The 16,738-nt window shown below is 55.0% G+C and carries 14 protein-coding genes; 6 read left to right on the forward strand and 8 right to left on the reverse strand.

The genetic code is table 11. The features are described from left to right. Positions 1-50 precede the first annotated feature (50 nt). Positions 51-983, forward strand: a complete 933-nt coding sequence (locus CU102_RS14420; RefSeq protein ID WP_106711809.1) for a glycosyltransferase family 25 protein — start codon at positions 51-53, stop codon at positions 981-983. On the opposite strand, the gene CU102_RS14425 is transcribed toward CU102_RS14420, so the two are convergent. The 8 genes from CU102_RS14425 to CU102_RS14460 all read right to left on the reverse strand — a co-directional run bounded on the left by CU102_RS14425 (position 971) and on the right by CU102_RS14460 (position 10,804). Then, complete coding sequence (locus CU102_RS14425; protein WP_106711810.1) at positions 971-2,419, reverse strand: oligosaccharide flippase family protein; 1,449 nt, start codon at positions 2,417-2,419, stop codon at positions 971-973. The genes CU102_RS14420 and CU102_RS14425 overlap by 13 nt on opposite strands. A gap of 109 nt (positions 2,420-2,528) precedes the next feature. Next, entirely contained in the window at positions 2,529-3,512 is a 984-nt protein-coding gene (locus CU102_RS14430; protein WP_106711811.1) for a glycosyltransferase family 2 protein, read from the reverse strand. Positions 3,513-3,648: 136 nt separating this feature from the next. After that, entirely contained in the window at positions 3,649-4,425 is a 777-nt protein-coding gene (gene rfbF, locus CU102_RS14435; protein ID WP_106711812.1) for a glucose-1-phosphate cytidylyltransferase, read from the reverse strand. 12 nt (positions 4,426-4,437) lie between these two features. Then, positions 4,438-5,811, reverse strand: a complete 1,374-nt coding sequence (locus CU102_RS14440) for an NAD(P)H-dependent oxidoreductase (protein WP_106711813.1) — start codon at positions 5,809-5,811, stop codon at positions 4,438-4,440. Further along, positions 5,808-6,410: a dTDP-4-dehydrorhamnose 3,5-epimerase gene (gene rfbC / locus CU102_RS14445; RefSeq protein WP_106711940.1), complete on the reverse strand. Its 603-nt coding sequence runs from the start codon at positions 6,408-6,410 to the stop codon at positions 5,808-5,810. The genes CU102_RS14440 and rfbC overlap by 4 nt, the downstream gene beginning before the upstream one ends. 143 nt (positions 6,411-6,553) lie before the next feature. Beyond that, the gene (locus CU102_RS14450; RefSeq protein ID WP_106711814.1) at positions 6,554-7,645 is read right to left on the reverse strand and encodes an NAD-dependent epimerase/dehydratase family protein; all 1,092 of its coding nucleotides are present in this window, start codon (positions 7,643-7,645) and stop codon (positions 6,554-6,556) included. A 444-nt stretch (positions 7,646-8,089) separates the two neighbouring features. After that, positions 8,090-9,412 carry an NAD(P)/FAD-dependent oxidoreductase gene (locus tag CU102_RS14455; protein ID WP_106711815.1) on the reverse strand — a complete coding sequence of 441 codons (1,323 nt, stop codon included), beginning with the start codon at positions 9,410-9,412 and terminating at the stop codon, positions 8,090-8,092. Positions 9,413-9,415: 3 nt separating this feature from the next. Then, positions 9,416-10,804, reverse strand: a complete 1,389-nt coding sequence (locus tag CU102_RS14460; RefSeq protein ID WP_106711816.1) for an aminotransferase-like domain-containing protein — start codon at positions 10,802-10,804, stop codon at positions 9,416-9,418. Between the two features lie 299 nt (positions 10,805-11,103). Here CU102_RS14460 and CU102_RS14465 point away from each other — a divergent pair, with 299 nt between their 5' ends. The 5 genes from CU102_RS14465 (at position 11,104) to CU102_RS14485 (ending at position 16,735) form a co-directional block, all read left to right on the forward strand. Beyond that, a complete protein-coding gene (locus tag CU102_RS14465) occupies positions 11,104-12,240 on the forward strand; it encodes an ABC transporter ATP-binding protein (protein WP_425351552.1) in 1,137 nt (378 codons plus the stop codon). Positions 12,241-12,275: 35 nt separating this feature from the next. Beyond that, a complete protein-coding gene (locus tag CU102_RS14470; RefSeq protein ID WP_106711817.1) occupies positions 12,276-13,328 on the forward strand; it encodes an ABC transporter substrate-binding protein in 1,053 nt (350 codons plus the stop codon). A 48-nt stretch (positions 13,329-13,376) separates the two neighbouring features. Then, a complete protein-coding gene (locus CU102_RS14475; RefSeq protein WP_245425348.1) occupies positions 13,377-14,612 on the forward strand; it encodes an ABC transporter permease in 1,236 nt (411 codons plus the stop codon). Between the two features lie 2 nt (positions 14,613-14,614). Beyond that, the gene (locus CU102_RS14480) at positions 14,615-15,442 is read left to right on the forward strand and encodes an ABC transporter permease (protein ID WP_106711819.1); all 828 of its coding nucleotides are present in this window, start codon (positions 14,615-14,617) and stop codon (positions 15,440-15,442) included. A 195-nt stretch (positions 15,443-15,637) separates the two neighbouring features. Further along, a complete protein-coding gene (locus CU102_RS14485) occupies positions 15,638-16,735 on the forward strand; it encodes a diguanylate cyclase domain-containing protein (protein WP_106711820.1) in 1,098 nt (365 codons plus the stop codon). Positions 16,736-16,738 lie beyond the last annotated feature (3 nt).

Consider the following 16,738-nt stretch of genomic DNA (forward strand, 5'->3'; position numbering starts at 1 on the left):
CGGGCTTCCAAATCCAGCCTGCTGGCTCCCTGGTATGGGACAAGTGAACTATGTTGAAACGCAACGACGAAAGATTCAGAATATATGTGCTGTCCCTGAAAAGCTCGACGGAGCGGCGTGCAAGAATAGCGAACATGTTCTCCCAAATGGGGATCTCAAATTGGGAGTTTTTTACCGCACTTGGTCCGGAACTCATTCAGGTGCCCTATAACGCGCAATCGGCGTTCAAGACGAGGCAATCAGTTCTTTCAGCCGGCGAAATAAGCTGCGCGGCAAGTCACATTGGCATGCTTCAAGCTTTCCTGACCAGCGACGACAAACATGCGCTGATTATGGAGGATGACGTTTTTTTTGATCCATTTTTCAATGTCGGCGGCTTGCCGGATGTTCTGGCAGGACTGGAACTCGATTATCTGAAGCTCTATGCCCGGTACTTCGTACCCTCACGCTATGTTGCGAGTGTGGGAAGGTGGACGTTTTATCGAGGATCATGGCCTCTTCTTGGAACGCAGGCCTATGTTATCTCCCGAAGAGGCGCCAATCAGTTCCTGAAGCATCTGCTTTCGCAACCTGTACTTGATCGACCCATTGATGACTTGATGGACCGGTTCTGGGATACCAAATTGCCAATAACCTTCATCTACCCCTTCCCCATCATGGAACTTGGTTATGGCACTACAATCCATGGCGCTGCCAATCGAAATGCGATCACGGCTGAAAACCGGAAATATCGGGAACTCGGCAGCAGGATCGACGCAGCGCGCAGCTTCATCGCAAAGATTGTGGAAATATACGATAGAAAAAAATGGGACAGGCGGTTCCGCGCTTTCGATAACAGGCTGTCAGCAAGAATTGCCGGAAATGAAAAACAAATTTCCGATTCTTTAATTCGTACGGAACCTACGCGACAACCGCCGTCTGGTACGACCGGCCAGAACGCTATGTTGTCACGCCAGAGTTTCGGGAAGCCTTACTTGGAATGACCTCTGAGAAGCGCAATCCGCTCCAGCAACCAGGGGCGATGGAACACGGTGAGCCAGCCAAAATAGATGGCGACACCAGTGACGACACACACTGCCAGTCTGGCAGCGGAACTCCAGTCGATCATCCGATCGTGGATCCACGCCGTGGTACATCCCATAACAGCAGCTGCCATAATGGCCGGTATAAGCCCACGATAACTTTCCCAATGGGACAATTTCAGGCGCCTGTGAATGATCATGTTGCCCACAATGCCTGTTAAGAGCGCTGGCGCCGACATCAGCAGGAGGGCGGCCTCTGGCGTGGCGTCACGAGCAAGCAGGAGGACGGCAATACATCCCGAGACAGAGATCATGCTGAAGACTAGCGAAGTCCTGTTCATGTTCAATGCGTTCATAGCCAATGTGTTAAACCAGACGAAGGGAATCGTAAGAGAGACTATCGACAGGACACGCATCAGCGATGCAACTCCTGCGTAACGCTCCGGCAACACAAGCATTACAATATCATCAGCAACAACGATCAGGCCGGCGAAGGCGGGCATGGATAGAAACGCGGCGGTGCGGATGATGGCGATATAGATTTCCCGCTCCTTGTCGATCTCGCCACGTACGCGTGTCATTAGCGGGAGCCATAAGGCGTAGAGCGGGCTGACAAGAGGCGCCTGGACTGACTCGTTAATTCGGTCCGCAGCACGCAAGAGCCCGAGAACATTGGCACTGTAACGCAAGCCGAACACGAACGTGGCAACGCGGTGAAGAAGCAGGCTAAATGCTCCGATAGCCCAGAGAGGGAAAAAACGTCGCAAGATACTCATGGATCGATGGCCATCGGCATGCAATCCAGGATGCCAGCGGGTGTGCCAGTATTCGAAGACGAGCGTCACAATGACCGAGACACAGCGCTGGACAATCAGGGCCCAGATTGCCCAGTCGGAAAATGCGCAACCTATTCCAGCAGCGCCGGCCAACAGCGTGCTGACCATGTTGCGCTGTGTCATGACCTTGAATTCCAGGTTCCTCATGATAAGTGCATCCATGACCGATAGCCACGGAATGAAGAGGATGAGGATGCCGAATACTGGCATGAACTGTCCGATGAGCGGCTTGCCTTGCAGCTCTGCAAAATACGGCGCCGAGACAATCATCGCGGCTGAAAATATCGCCACGACGACCATGAGGCTATAGAAAGCTGAGTTGAGGCTTTTGCCGTCGAAGGCATTTTCCTGGATGATGGCATCCATTCCTGCCGTACGGCCTTCATTGGTCAGGACATCGGCAAAAACAGCAGCGAGCGCGACAAGACCAAAAACTTCAGGAGAGATCCTGCCGGCAATGATGATAAAGATTACAAACCCGGACAATTGCGTTGTCAGCAAATTCAAGGCATTCCAGACCATGCTGTTATGCAATGATTTCCCGATGGTCATTTCTGTCATTTTCCGTCTTTCTATTTAGACCAGGTCTCGGACCTTTTATGCTGGTTTTCAGCGTTATTGTATTTAGATTTCTTGGTCTGAGCGGTCCTGACAGTGAGGGGCTTGACAGTTACCGGGGCAATGGATCTCTCAATCTATTGGGCGCTGTGAAGGAGTCTGAATAGTTTCGGATGTGAATCTTTCGAAGAACCCAGTCGGCGATCGCATCGGCTATGAGCGAAATTCCGAAGGGCCTCCCTGCCCTCTCCAGCGCTCGAAAATGGCTTCCCAATTGCACGCCCTGCCGGTCTTCACGCCACCACATAAGAATCTGTCGAACATATATGCGCCGGAACCGGGTGAGTTGCTTGTCATAGTCTGAACCGAGCGCAACTGGTCCGTATTTCAGGAAAAGGTCAAAATGATCCCGGGTGTTTGAATGAGACTTTTCGCCATAGACCAGGTTCGAGACCGAATTGGAATGTGCCCGGGTAAAACCCAGGGTTTCGTGGATAAATCCAAACTTTGAGCGGGTCAAAAGGTCGAAAACCGTGTCCATATCGAAGGCACCACCTTCAATATAGTCGTCAAACAGCGGCTGCCGTTGATCAGCGACCGCTTTTCGCCACATCATCTGTACGGGCATAATGACCCCTTCCCCAAGAAGCGCTTTTGCGAGGGCTTCTCGGCCGTCAAAGATCTGCCGCGACTCGGGCCAGCGAAAATCCTTGAGGTGCCCATCGTCACGGGAGCCGACGACACCGATGGTGGGGTCTGTCCCAGCAAGTTGCACCATTTTCTCGATTGAATGCCGATAGATCGTATCGTCGTCGCACAGAAGGCGAACATACTCTGCCTCCAGAGGGGCAAGTGAAAACGCCTTGTTCCAGTTGTCGCGCTGCGCGAGGGGCGTGTCATTGCGAAAATACATCACAGGCACGCGTTTTTTGGAGTATCGTTTTACGATTTCGGGCGTCTCGTCCCTGCTATTGTTATCGAGCACAACATGGATGATGTTCGGCCATGTTTGCTGCTGGACCGACTCCATCGTGTCGGCCAGATACCGTGCGCCATTGTATGTCGGGGTGATCACAGCAACGAGCGGTTCCGGCATTTTGAGAGCTCCTGTGCTGGTCCCTATGGATTAAACGCTTCTTCACCGCCACCAGAGATGACAAGTATCGGTTGTCATCGGAATTTTCCTGGTATTGGCGCTCAAACCGGTATCACGGCGCAGGTCTGTCATCGCTTCAGCTCCAGACCTTCCAGGGAGCACGGCCACTTGACCATGCTTTCTCCAACACAGCTTTGTCGCGCAATGAATCCATGCTTTGCCAATAACCGTGGTGCCAGTGCGAGCCAAGCTTCCCGCGCTCGATAACGTGCTCCATTGGCTGCTCTTCCCAGACGGTCTCGTCTCCATCAATCAGGTCGAACACCTGTGGCTCGCAAACGAAGAAACCACCATTTATGAGACCGCCATCACCCGCCACCTTTTCGCGGAATGCTCGAACTTTGCGCGCATCCTCCGATAAGCCGAGTGCACCATAGCGCCCGGGCTGGGTGACGGCAGTCAGGGTAACCCAGTTGTCGCCTAGCTCATGCGTCTTGATGGACTCTAGAATGTTTGTGTCAGAGACACCGTCCCCATATGTGAGAAGAAACCGCTCCTCGCCAATCGTGTCCCGAGCACGCTTCAGACGACCGCCTGTCATGGTGTCGAGGCCGGTGTCGAGCACGGTGACTTTCCAATTCTCGGAGCACTTTTGTTTCCAGGCAATTTCGCCCGATCCGAGATCAATCGTAAAATCGCTGTTGATCATGAAGTAGTTCAAAAAATATGACTTGATCACCTCGGCCTTGTAACCGGCAAGTACAATGAATTCGGTGAAACCGTAGTGGGCATAGGTTTTCATAATATGCCATATTATGGGCCGTCCGCCGATCTCCACCATCGGCTTGGGCCGTGCTGTGGTCTCTTCAGTCAGCCGGGTGCCAAATCCGCCGGCGAAAATAACTACTTTCATTTGATCCACCCCTCATACAATAGTCTGAAATGCCAAATCGGCATTTTGTGCATTTGCCCTGGATGCAGCGGGGGGGACGGTGCGGCCAGGGTTAACCGGAAAAAGCATGTCCTGCTCATATCTGAGTGCGTGTACAATGCTACCAGCAGGAGCATCGACATCGTCGTAAGTTAGCGCCTCATCAATCGCTATATCGCGTTTCAGGCGGCAGTTTTCGGCAAGCCCCATTGGCAGCAGATTTTGCTGACGCGATGTTTCATAGTTTTCGCCGACACCATAGGTCATGTAGCCGCCGATGCCGTCGATGATCTCGCCTTGCTTCAAGGGCCGCTTGGCCGCAGCTATCACATCGACCGAGGGAGCATTTGTGGTCCCGATTACGACGTCCCTGCAGAGCGCGACGCGCGCAATGGATATGCCGAATTCAAGCGTTGTGAGATGCCAAGCCGTATAGAAGCTATAGAGCGGTCCCTTGCCGAGTTTGCCGAGGTTCAGGAAAAATGCCTGATTTTCATCCTGCGCTTCTGCCAGAATGTAGATTCCGGGGCTTGGCCGTGTACCGACGACGTAATCGACAATACCGCCGAGTTTGCGCAATTGATCAATGTCATAAAAATCGACGAGGTCATCGACGTGGCCATGATGCTCGCGTCCGATCATGCCTCTCTGCGAAACCTTCAGGCCAACAGCATTGGCAACGATTGCCTGCTCGGCGGTCATTTTCGTTCCATCGGCAAAGCTTGCGACCATGCTTGGTGTCTGGTTCCATTGCTTGGCGAATGATTCCTGCGTTGTGGGATTGCGGTAGCGGTCCTGAAGGCCTTTGATGTTGCCGCAAACGAGAGGCCGCAGCCCCATGGCTTCGATGTGGCGTACCAGATTCATCGTAACGCCAGGTTGGTCGCCATCAGCGCCGGAAAAGATAACCTTGGCCTGTTCGGCCTTGACGCGAAGCAGTTGCCCCACCGTGGCGTCCAGTTCAACGTTGAGCGAGACGATGTCCTTGCCGTTCGCGATGCACTCAAGGGTAATCTTCGCCCCATACTCCACGTGGCCCGTGGTCTCCAGGACAATTTCGATTTGCGCTGATTGGGCGATCAGTGACGGATCGTCTGTCACCACTCGTTTGCCAAGGCCGAGCGCGCGCGACATTGCTGAAGCTGTCGTGACCACGACGATATCATCAGGGTCAATCCCCGCAGCAACGAAAGCGTTGATTGCCCTTTCGATATTTCGGTTGCAGATCGCAGCTATATGCAGAACCTTGGTGTAGCGCTCGACGTTGATAAGCATGCCGCGGCCCATGAAGCCGATGCCATACATGCCAACCACAATGGGGCGCCCGGTCTGCAGGCGTGCCGATATCGCACGATCGACAATGATCATGATGGTGCTCCAATGTTCGTTGGACGTCGCGAAATCGCGGGTGAGCGAAATTTCTCAATGCCATGATATTCGGGATCAAAGCTTGGCCAGGACCTGTCCTTTGCGGAAATTTCGACCGGCTGTCTTGGCCATTCGATGCCAAATCGGGAATCATCCCAGCGCAGGCCGCGCTCGGATTCGGGCGCGTAGCGATCGCTGACCAGATATAGCGCCTCAGCATTGTCACTCAGGGTGACGAAACCGTGCGCAAACCCACGCGGGACATACATCATGGTCCGATTTTCCGCTGACAATGTTGCGCCAAACCAATTGCCAAAGGATGGCGAGTCTGGACGCAAGTCGACGATACAATCCCAGAGCGAACCGCGAATGCAGCGAACAACCTTAACCTCGGCAGAGGGGGACAGTTGGTAGTGCATCCCGCGCAAAGTGCCTGCAACGGCGCTCAATGAAGTATTTATCTGAACAAAGCCGGTCTCGAGGTTCTTTTCGGCAAATTCCTGATCACAGAAGACACGCGCAAAAAAGCCGCGATCGTCCCCCTTCTTGTCAAGGTCGATGAGCCATGCTCCGGGCAATCTGGTCTTATGAAATATCATTATATGATCCCCAAGCAATTGAATGACGCAAGCTTCGCCGAAAATCCGGAAACCAAAACAGACGAGCTTCAAAAAAAGCTCCGGAACCCAAGCAACCGGAACGATCCAAGCCAACCTGGCAGGCGGAAGATCGCATCACGACGCTAGGCAGCGTTGACCGCAATCCTCTCAACATTTTCTGCGTCGTGGTTTTCGGTCACCCAACGAAGATCCGGCTGCAACGCGCCCTCTTCCAGTAGCTCGCCCAGTACATTGAAACGGACCAGTGACGAGGGACGGTCGGCAGGGCTATTGAATTTGACCGCCGTCAGCCCGTCCCGCAAGTTTTCAATAGCTTCCTTGAGCATCACCTGCGGTTGATGGTTAGGCGCGAGTGATTTGAAGAGCGAAAAGTCTACCCGATAAGATCTTTTGTCCGGCTGAGCATTTCTGTTTATTTCGACTTCGACGCCTGGCATGGCCGCCTGCACAGCTGCGGCCAGTTCGGCGACCTGGTAGTTCCACACCTCGGATCCGGCATTCACGGCCAGAAACCTGCCATGGGAAGCAGGTCTGACGATCGCCCATTCAATGGCGCGCGCCATGTCACTTACATGGATGAGAGGTCGCCACGGAGTTCCGTCGCTCAGCACCGATACGCGGCCGGTTGCAAGTGCCGATGCAACAAAGTCGTTGAGAACGAGATCCAGCCTGGTCCGGCTCGAAAAGCCGCATGCAGTGGCAAAACGCAAGGCCGTCACAATCATTTGGCTGTCAGCACTGACTTGCTCCAACCCCTTTTCCGCGCCAACCTTGGAACGGGCATAGGCAGTCAGGGGATTGAGGTCATCACCTTCGGTACGGGCACCACCTTCGGCATATCCATACATCGAACAACTCGAAGCGAAAACGAAGCGGGCCACGTTCTTCTCGGCGGCAAGGGCGGCGACGCGAATGGTTGCTCGCTGGTTGATCTCCTCAGTCACATCTTCAAAACGCGAGCCCATTGGGTCGTTCGAAACAGCCGCGAGATGAACTACAGCATCGACGCCATCGAACATGTCTGCCGTAAGATCTCTTACATCGCGAAAGATCTGGATGTCAGTGATGGTTTCCGGCAAATAGCTGTTAGTAAGGCAATGGGCAAACAGCCCACTATCCACGCCAATGAGCGTTGCTTCTGGAAAGATCTTGCGAAGATGGCTTGTGACAACGGGCCCGATATACCCCATGTTACCCGTAATCATAATCTTCATGTCTGTTCCCCAATTTATGGCACAGGTGAAAGTATTGCGTAGCATGAACGCAATTTACCTGATGCAGATCATAATAGAAAAAGCACTTTCGCGAAAAACCGTACGATGATTTTGTCGCTTAAAACATTCAATACATGGATTTAGTTCATACACCATTTGACGTAGCGGCTCGGACGGCGATATTTCAATCCAACGCACTTCATCGACCTGGTCGGTCGCGGTTGGGTCGGCACATCGGCCCTACAGACCGACATCGCCCCTATTTGAAGGACGCGCTCCAAGGAAAGAGAGGGGTCGTGCTCGCGTTCAATCGGCCGAAGATACTGCGCTTGACGAGGAAGAGGATGCCGCCGACCGCTATGCCGGTGAGCTTGACTGGATCGCCCCCGATCAGGCTTGCGCAACCCCGACCAGCTTGCGCCCGATCAAGCGCTCTCGTCGGCGTCAGGAAGGCGCGAAACCGTCAGCCGCGACATTTCTGCTGTGATTGCCGCCCTGCCCAGACGCGTGATACCTGCCGCCACCGCGGAACCGGTCTGGGGTGAAGCCAGCCGGAACTGATCCATCGTGTCCATCGATGAGGCTGGCGACCACTCTACTAGTGACGGCTGCCAACGTCAGTCCCAAATGACCGTGGCCAAAGGCATAGATAATGTGATTGCTGTACCTGCTTCGCCCAATGACTGGTCGCGAATCTGGCAGCGACGGTCTGAAACCCAACCAACTACCTGAGCTGCGATCCAATTCAGGGAAATACTGCCGAACACCACGATCCAGAAGCTCGAACCTCGAAGCATTGGGGCCGGCGCTCGTCCCTCCAAGTTCCACTGTGCCGGCGACCCGCAGCCTGCCGGCCATCGGCGTCATGTAAAAACCGAGATGGGTGGGACATACCGGACGTTGTAGCAGCGGAACCTGAGTAGCAAATTCCAAATGATAGCCGCGCTCCGTCTCGAGCGGTATCTTGTCCCCTGCCTGCAGTGCCAGGTCCCTGGAAAATGCCCCCGCAGCGATCACCACATTCCTGGCCGTCACAGCTAGATCGGGTCCCTCAAGACGGATCGAACGCTCACCGATGTTGAGCTTGGTTACACGCGATCCGAGAAAGCTTGCGCCTTTTGCTTGACCTGCCGCAACCAGCTTCTCCATCAACGTGGCAGGATCTGTGACATTCATCGAGTCGGGGAAAAAGACACCTGATCCCGCGAAAGGCGGAAGTGTCGGCTCCATTGCGGCCACTTGTTCGGCGCTGAGCAGTTCCTGACGCACGCCGAGTTCGCTTCGCATTCTGTGTGCCCACGATCTGCCAAAGAGAAGATCTGTCTTTTGCAAATAGAGACATCCATTCCTGCGCATGAAACTTTCGGCGCCGGCTTCGACAGCCATTTCCTCCCATGCAGGTAATGCATCGGCCAGCAATCCGGCCAGCACAACGGCATTAGTCCGGGCGGCCGTAGGAAGCGACTGTCGCACAAACTGCACAAGCCACGGCGCGAGTTGAAAAAGCGCGGCCCAACGCAATGAAAACGGACTGTTTGAATCGAATAACAACTTCGGAAGATTCTTCAGTACATCCGGATTGCCAACCGGCACACAAGCATAATCTGCAAACGTCCCGGCGTTGCCAAATGATGCACCGGAGCCAGGCGGACTTGGATCGATCAGCGCAACCTCCCGCCCCGACGATGCCAGCCTTAACGCTATGGAAAGTCCAATGACCCCAGCGCCAACGATCGCGATCTCGACACTCTTCGGCTCGCCTGCCATAACCTAGACAAAGCCCGGAATCTGCAGATGCCCCGCCTCTAACAACTCGCGCATCGTCTTTAATGCACGCCGGAGGTCCTCCCGCGAGCGCGCGGCGCCGATATTGATGCGCACGCCATGCTGGACAGGTTCACGCCCTACCGCAAAGGCGTCTCCCGGCAAAACACCGACTCCACGCTGCAGGCACGTTCTTGCAAAGCCGGCACCTCGCCAGGGCTCGGGCAAACGCAGCCATGCATGAGTTGAGGTCGAGTCGGTTTGCAGATCGAACCCACCCAGCATTTCAGTGAGGATGAGTTGCCTCTGCGAAAGTTCATGCTTTTGAGCCTCGATAATGCCATTTGCGGTGCCCTCCTCCAGCAGGACAGTCGCGATCAGGGCCGCCATGGGATTGACGCTCCAGCAATTGATCCGCAGCGCGGCTGCAACCTGACCCATCATGAATCGGGGTCCAATGACAAATCCAAATCGTAGTCCAGGTGCTACGCATTTGGAAAAGCCACCGATATAAACCGTCAATTCGGGTTCAATGCTGGCGAATGATGGCGGCGGATTGTCGAGGAGCGGCCGGTAGACATCATCCTCGATAATCAACACGTTGTGGCGCCGCGCGATTTCTACAATGTCACGGCGCCGTTCTTCCGTCAGTGTGATCGTTGTGGGATTGTGGAGGCTGGGCACGAGGAAAATCGCCCGGGGCCGCCACTGCGCGCAGGCAGCTTCGAATGCGTCTGGCCTAAGTCCACCTTTGTCCATCGCAAGCCCCCGAAGCTCGATACCATGGGAGCGGCACAGTGCATTGATACCTTGATAAGTCACCTCATCGGCGAGAATGACGTCGCCCTTCTGAGCCACTGCACTAAGAACGCAGTCGAGGGCGTGCTGGGCGCCAATCGTCAGCACCACCCGTCCAGGATCGCCGTCACCGGCCACAGGCTTCAGCCATTCTGCAACCGCTGACCGTGCCCAAACCGGTCCTTCCGCGGGATGATAGTCTTGTATGGCGGCATAATGCCGATTCTTGGCGAGACGCGGCAGGAGCGCCGTGAAAGCATCCAGATAGGCATCCGTCGCCGGACGGTTGATGGAAAGGTCGACTACCCCCGCCTCGTCACTTGGAGCTGATATGAAACCGGATCCGCCATCGGACTTCTGTTCGGCGACGAGCATGCCTCTTCCGGGCCGCGCGTCGATAAGACCGCGTTCCTGAAGCGTGGAGAATGCTCGAGTTACAGTCGTTACGTTAATGCCCAAACTCTGTGCGATCTCGCGCTGCGGCGGCAGCCGGTCACCGACTGAGAGCACGCCGCTGGCGATCCGGGCGGCAATTGCGTCTGCCAGGCGCCGGTATACCGGACCATCACCACCGGAAAGTTGTAAATCTTGTATCATCAACAAGGGGCCATTCTATGCGTTACATCCGGCTTGTACCACACGAAAAACCATCAAACAATGGGTTATATACCAGACAATATCGCAATCAACAGTAAAAACGGCACCATAATGTCACACAATTAGGACTTGACATCAGATTTGTATGGGTCAATATCTCACTCTCGGAAAGTTGTATGGTCATATAAGTATGACGCAGCTCATTGGAGGAGTGGGATGCACCGTAAAGGTTCTTCGAGATGGGTCGCCGCCAATTCACATGGCGGCCGGCCAGACGTTTCCAAAGGTTGGATTGCGCAATGACGGTCACGGTCCAGACAACCCGGCAGATGGATGCAACGGCGGCGAGCCGCCCGAACACAGAAGCCGAACGGTTTGTCGAATTCATTGATGTCGAGAAATCCTATGACGGCCGCACTTTTGCAGTCACACGGCTGAACATGCACGTTGCGAAAGGCGAGTTTCTTACCCTGCTCGGCCCATCAGGATCAGGCAAGACAACAACACTCAATATGCTGGCAGGATTCGAACGGCCCACACATGGCAGCATTACGTTGAATGGACAGCCGGTTGACCGCCTTCCTCCCTATGAGCGCAATATTGGCATGGTCTTTCAGAACTACGCGCTCTTCCCGCACATGACAGTGGAGGAAAATGTCGCGTTTCCCCTATCGGTTCGCAAGTTCTCAAAGACTGAAACGACACAGCGCGTCCACAAGGCGCTCGATATGATCCAGCTTCGCAAGTTCGGTGATCGCCGGCCCGGACAACTTTCGGGTGGTCAGCAGCAGCGCGTGGCGCTGGCGCGAGCGCTGGTGTTTGAGCCAAGCCTTGTCCTGATGGACGAGCCGCTTGGAGCACTCGACAAGAAACTGCGTGAGCACATGCAACTCGAGATCAAGCAGCTTCATTCCATGTTGGGTGTGACCATCGTCTACGTAACACATGACCAGAGCGAAGCATTGACAATGTCGGATCGGGTCGCAGTGTTCAACAACGGCGGCATCGCCCAGATCGGCACACCAGACAGCCTGTACACCCAGCCTGCCAATCCCTTTGTGGCGAGTTTCATCGGAGAGAACAACACTCTGGAGGGGGTTGTCGACCACGTTTCTGGAACTGAATGCCAGGTGTCGTTGACAGGTGGCGGGCGCATTCGCGCCACCCCGATTGATCTGGAGGGTCAGGGAACCGCCTGCCTGGTGGCATTGCGGCCCGAATGTATCCAGATCGCTCGCAGCGGCACAAACGACAACGCATTCGAGGCGACCGTCGAAGGAAGAATTTACCTCGGTGACCATTTGCGGCTCCTGGCCCGACTTCAAAATGGCCAGCTGCTGACTGTCAAAGTCAGTCCCGAAACCATGATGATCACTGGGGAGACAATTTCACTTGGCTGGTCGCAACGAGACTGCCGAGCATTTCCAACACAATAAACGAAGCGTTTAGTCAAAAAACAAGAGAGGAACACATGAAACGCCAATTTATCAAATTCGTCGCCCTGGCGACGGTGGCGGCAATCGCCATAACCAGTCGTCCGGTCCTGGCTGCCGAGGAACTTTCAATCATGGCAAGCGGCGGCGCATGGCAGGACGCCCAGCGCAAGGCCTGGTTTGAGCCATTCACCGAGGAGACCGGGATCAAGATTGTCGAGCAGGAGTATCTCGGCGATCTGGGCAAGGTCAAAGCCATGGTCGATACGGGAAATGTCCCGATCGACCTCGTTACAGTAGAGACTGCCACGGTCCTGCAAGGTTGTGATGCCGGTATCCTCGAACCACTTGATTACTCGAAGATTGCCGATCAATCGAAATTCATCGAAGGCTCTGCACTAAAATGCGGCGTCGGGCTCGACGCCTATGGCGATATTCTTGCCTATGATCCGACCGTTCTCAAGGAGGCCCCTACTTCGGTTCTGGATATCTTCGATACAAAGAAGTTTCCCGGCAAGCGGGCAATGAGAAAATTCCCGGCGCAAAACCTCGAATGGGCACTGATGGCAGATGGTGTTCCATCAGATCAGGTTTACGAGGTCCTTGCTACGCCCGAAGGTGTTGATCGCGCCTTCAAGAAGCTCGATACCATCAAGAGCGATATCGTCTGGTGGGATGCCGGGGCACAACCTGCCCAACTACTTGCCTCACAGGAAGTCGTCATGACGACGGCATGGAATGGTCGCATCCAGAACGCGATCGATACGGATTCCAAGCCGTTCAAGATCGTATGGGACGGCCAGATCCTTGAATACGACATGATCAGCATTCCGAAAGGCGCCAAGAATCCCGATCTGGCTTATAAGTATCTGGCCTATATCAGCAAGCCTGAGAACAATGCCAAGCTTGCAAGCCATATCACCTACGGGCCAGTACGGACGGACGCCACTGAGTTCGTCGCGGCAGACGCGCTACCGAAATTGCCGAATGCTCCTGAGCATATGAAGTCCTATCTCGTTGCGGACACCGAGTTCTGGGGCGACTATGGTGAGGATCTGGTCAAGCGCTTCAACGCCTGGCTGGCCCAATAGAACGCCATGTCCACGATCCAGCCCACCGGCATTGGTCAGGAACAGTTCATGCGAACTGCTCCTGACACAGCCGATGCCAAGTCGATAGCAGCAGCCATCCGGCGATCTCAGACACGCGAGCGGCTGCGGTCGTTCGGGCTTGCTACTCCGCTCCTGGTGTTGTTGCTCCTCAGCTTTGGCATTCCAATCGCCATTCTCCTGTCGAGGGCGATTTACGATCCGACGATCGCCAATGCGTTGCCGAGAACCAGTGTCGCAATGCAAAGCTGGAGCGGAAACGGGATTCCTGACGATGAGACTTTCAACGCACTTGCGGCCGACTTGAAAGCCAATCAACAGCAGGGGAACATTTCGGAGTTTGCCAAGAGCCTCAACGCAAGACTCCCGGGTGCACGCAGCCAGATCCTCAAGACCGCCCGCGCACTCGACAAGGAAGGGGTGTCCGATCCCGCATCGGTCGTTAAATCCGTTCCATTCTGGACCAGTCCCGCCACCTGGTCGACGATTGAGAATGGCCGGCATGCACTGACATCGTTCTATCTTCTAAGCGCCGTCGATCTTCGCTGGACCGCCGACGGCAGTCTCGAGCGGGTGCCCCCGGAACAGGCCATCTTTCTTCGCGTGTTTGCGCGGACCTTCCTTGTGGCTGCAACAGTGACACTGGCAACGCTAATTCTTGGATTTCCCCTCGCCTATCTGATTTCCAGCGTGCCAAAAACGGTAGGAGCGATCCTGATCATTGCCGTTCTGCTACCGTTCTGGACGTCAATCCTGGTGCGCACTGCTGCCTGGACCGTGCTGCTGCAGAAGTTCGGATTAGTCAATGATGTGCTTTTGTGGCTTGGCGTGACCGGCACGAGGCTCGACCTCATGTATAGTCGGGTCGGCCTGATCATCGCTATGACGCATATTCAGCTGCCGTTCACTCTCTTGCCAATCTACAGCGTCATGCGAACGATTCAGCCTTCGCAGATGCGGGCTGCCTATTCCCTCGGAGGCAGGCCTCTGACCTCGTTCCTCCGTGTCTATCTTCCACAGGTCGTTCCGGGGATCATGGCGGGTTGCCTGCTGACCTTCATCCTCTGCCTTGGCTATTATATTACGCCCGCACTCATTGGCGGCGCTGGCGACCAGCTTATCAGCAATTTCATTGCCAATTACGTCAATGTCGAATTGAACTGGGAGATGGCCGCCGCGCTCAGCTTCATTCTGCTCGTCTTCACCATGGCGCTGTATGCGGTATTCGCCCGCGTGCTTGGCCTTGATCGCTTAAAGCCGGTGTAATCATGCTCTTGTCTCCTTATCCAACGATTGGTGAAAGAATACGTGTCACGCTATTGTGGCTCTGGGGGGCTCTGGTCATTGCCTTCCTGATGGTGCCTATCCTCATTCCCGTGCCACTTTCGTTCAACAGCGGCGCCTTCTTCGTATTTCCGCTGGAAGGTTTTTCGACGCGTTGGTACGAGGTGGTTCTCGGCACCGATCGCTGGCAAACCGCTATCGGCAACAGCCTGATTATTGCATTTGGCACCACTGCACTCGCCACAGCGCTTGGGACATTGACCGCGATCGCTCTGTCCAGCGAAAAATTTCCCGCACGGCGGATCGTGATGCCGCTTGTAATTTCGCCGTTGATCGTTCCGGTGGTCATAACGGCAGTGGGTTCCTACCTCTTTTACGCACGAGTGGGATTGGCCAGCACTTATGTCGGGATTATCCTCGCTCACACCGCGCTCGCCAGTCCCTTTGTGGTCGTCACAGTCGGAGCGAGTCTGACCGGGTTTGATCGCAATCTCATGCGTGCAGCTTCGATTTCCGGCGCCAAACCGGTCGTCGCCTTTTACCGGATCATGCTGCCCCTGATACTGCCGGGTGTCTTGTCGGGAGCAGCTTTCGCTTTCGTCACATCGTTTGACGAAGTCGTCGTTGCCCAATTCCTGGCCAGCGCCAACCAGAGGACAATGCCGCTCGAGATGTTTATTGGCTTGCGCGAGAGGCTCAGTCCGGCAATTACCGCAGCAGCAACGCTAATGATGCTGCTCTCGATTATCCTCCTCGTTGTGGCCAATATTCTTACCCGGCGAAGTGTCCGAAAATCAAAGCCGACCGAGTAACGTCAGAGATACAAAGGCAAAAGATGGGTGCGCACCGTCGATCTCTTGTGGATCCGGGCTAGCCTCGCTCGAACCGTCACTCAATGTTCACCGAAAGGCCGTAATCAAGCACTTGGCAGCACGCCGTACAGAAAGTGTTAATTGCTTTTGCGCGAGTGTGGAGGTCCGCACCAAGAAAGTCTGTAGGGCCTCAATATGTCCGATATCCGTCCGCGTAGTCTGCCTGCCATGAAGACGCGCCGTATAGCCGATCTGGTGGCGGAGGTCGTCTCGTTGATCAAGCAGCTCCGCGACGGCGGCGCCATCGGGCGTATGAAGGCAGAACTGGCGGCAAAGGAAGCTCATATCCGCGAGCAGACCGCTGAACTCGCGCATAGCAGGAAGATTTTCGATCGATCCTCAGCCGCCGCCAGAATCGGTGTGTGGGAATGTAGCTTGCCCAGTGAGACACTGCAGTGGACGGATGTGGTCTACGACATCTTTGACCTCCCACGGGGATCACCTCTCGATCGGTCTGAGATCGTCCGATATTACTCAGAGGATTCCTCGAAAGAGCTTCATATGCGGCGAAGCAAGGCACTTGAGGAGCGCAGCGGATTCAGCATGGATGCTGAGATCATAACCCCAAAGGGCAATCGCCGATGGATGCGGCTGACCGCCACCGTCGAATGCGAAGAGGGCATCCCCGTCCGCATCTTTGGCATGAAGCAGGATATCACGGAGCAGAAAATCCTGCTGGACCGGACACGCTATCTGGCGGAATTCGACATAATGACCGGACTGGCCAATCGAGGCCAATTCCAATCCAGGCTATCGGATCTGTGCAAGTATCAAGCCGGGCGGACTTCGCCGGGAGCTCTTCTTCTCGTCGATCTTGATGGATTCAAAAAGGTTAACGACAGCTTGGGGCATGCAGTTGGCGATGAGTGTCTGAAGGAAGCCGCACACCGCCTGAGGGACGTTTGTGCCGGGGCGGAGATCGTCGCAAGGATCGGGGGCGACGAATTCGCTGTTTTCCTCGGATCTCATTTTGACGGCAACGCAATTGCCACTCTCGCCCGTGAGATCGTCGAAGCGCTCAGCAGACCTATCGATTATTGCGGTCAATCACTCAAGCTCGGAGCCTCGGTGGGGATCGCACTGACAACAGATACCGGCACGCCGTCCGAACTCTTCAAGAAGGCCGACGCCGCGCTCTATGCGGCCAAGGCTGCCGGGCGAAACACGTTTCAGATATTCGGGCCTGACCATTCCACCAGCGCTGTCACGCAAGCGCTATCGCCACTCATTTAACGC

The sequence above is a fragment of the Phyllobacterium brassicacearum genome (assembly GCF_003010955.1).
Lineage (GTDB): Bacteria > Pseudomonadota > Alphaproteobacteria > Rhizobiales > Rhizobiaceae > Phyllobacterium > Phyllobacterium brassicacearum.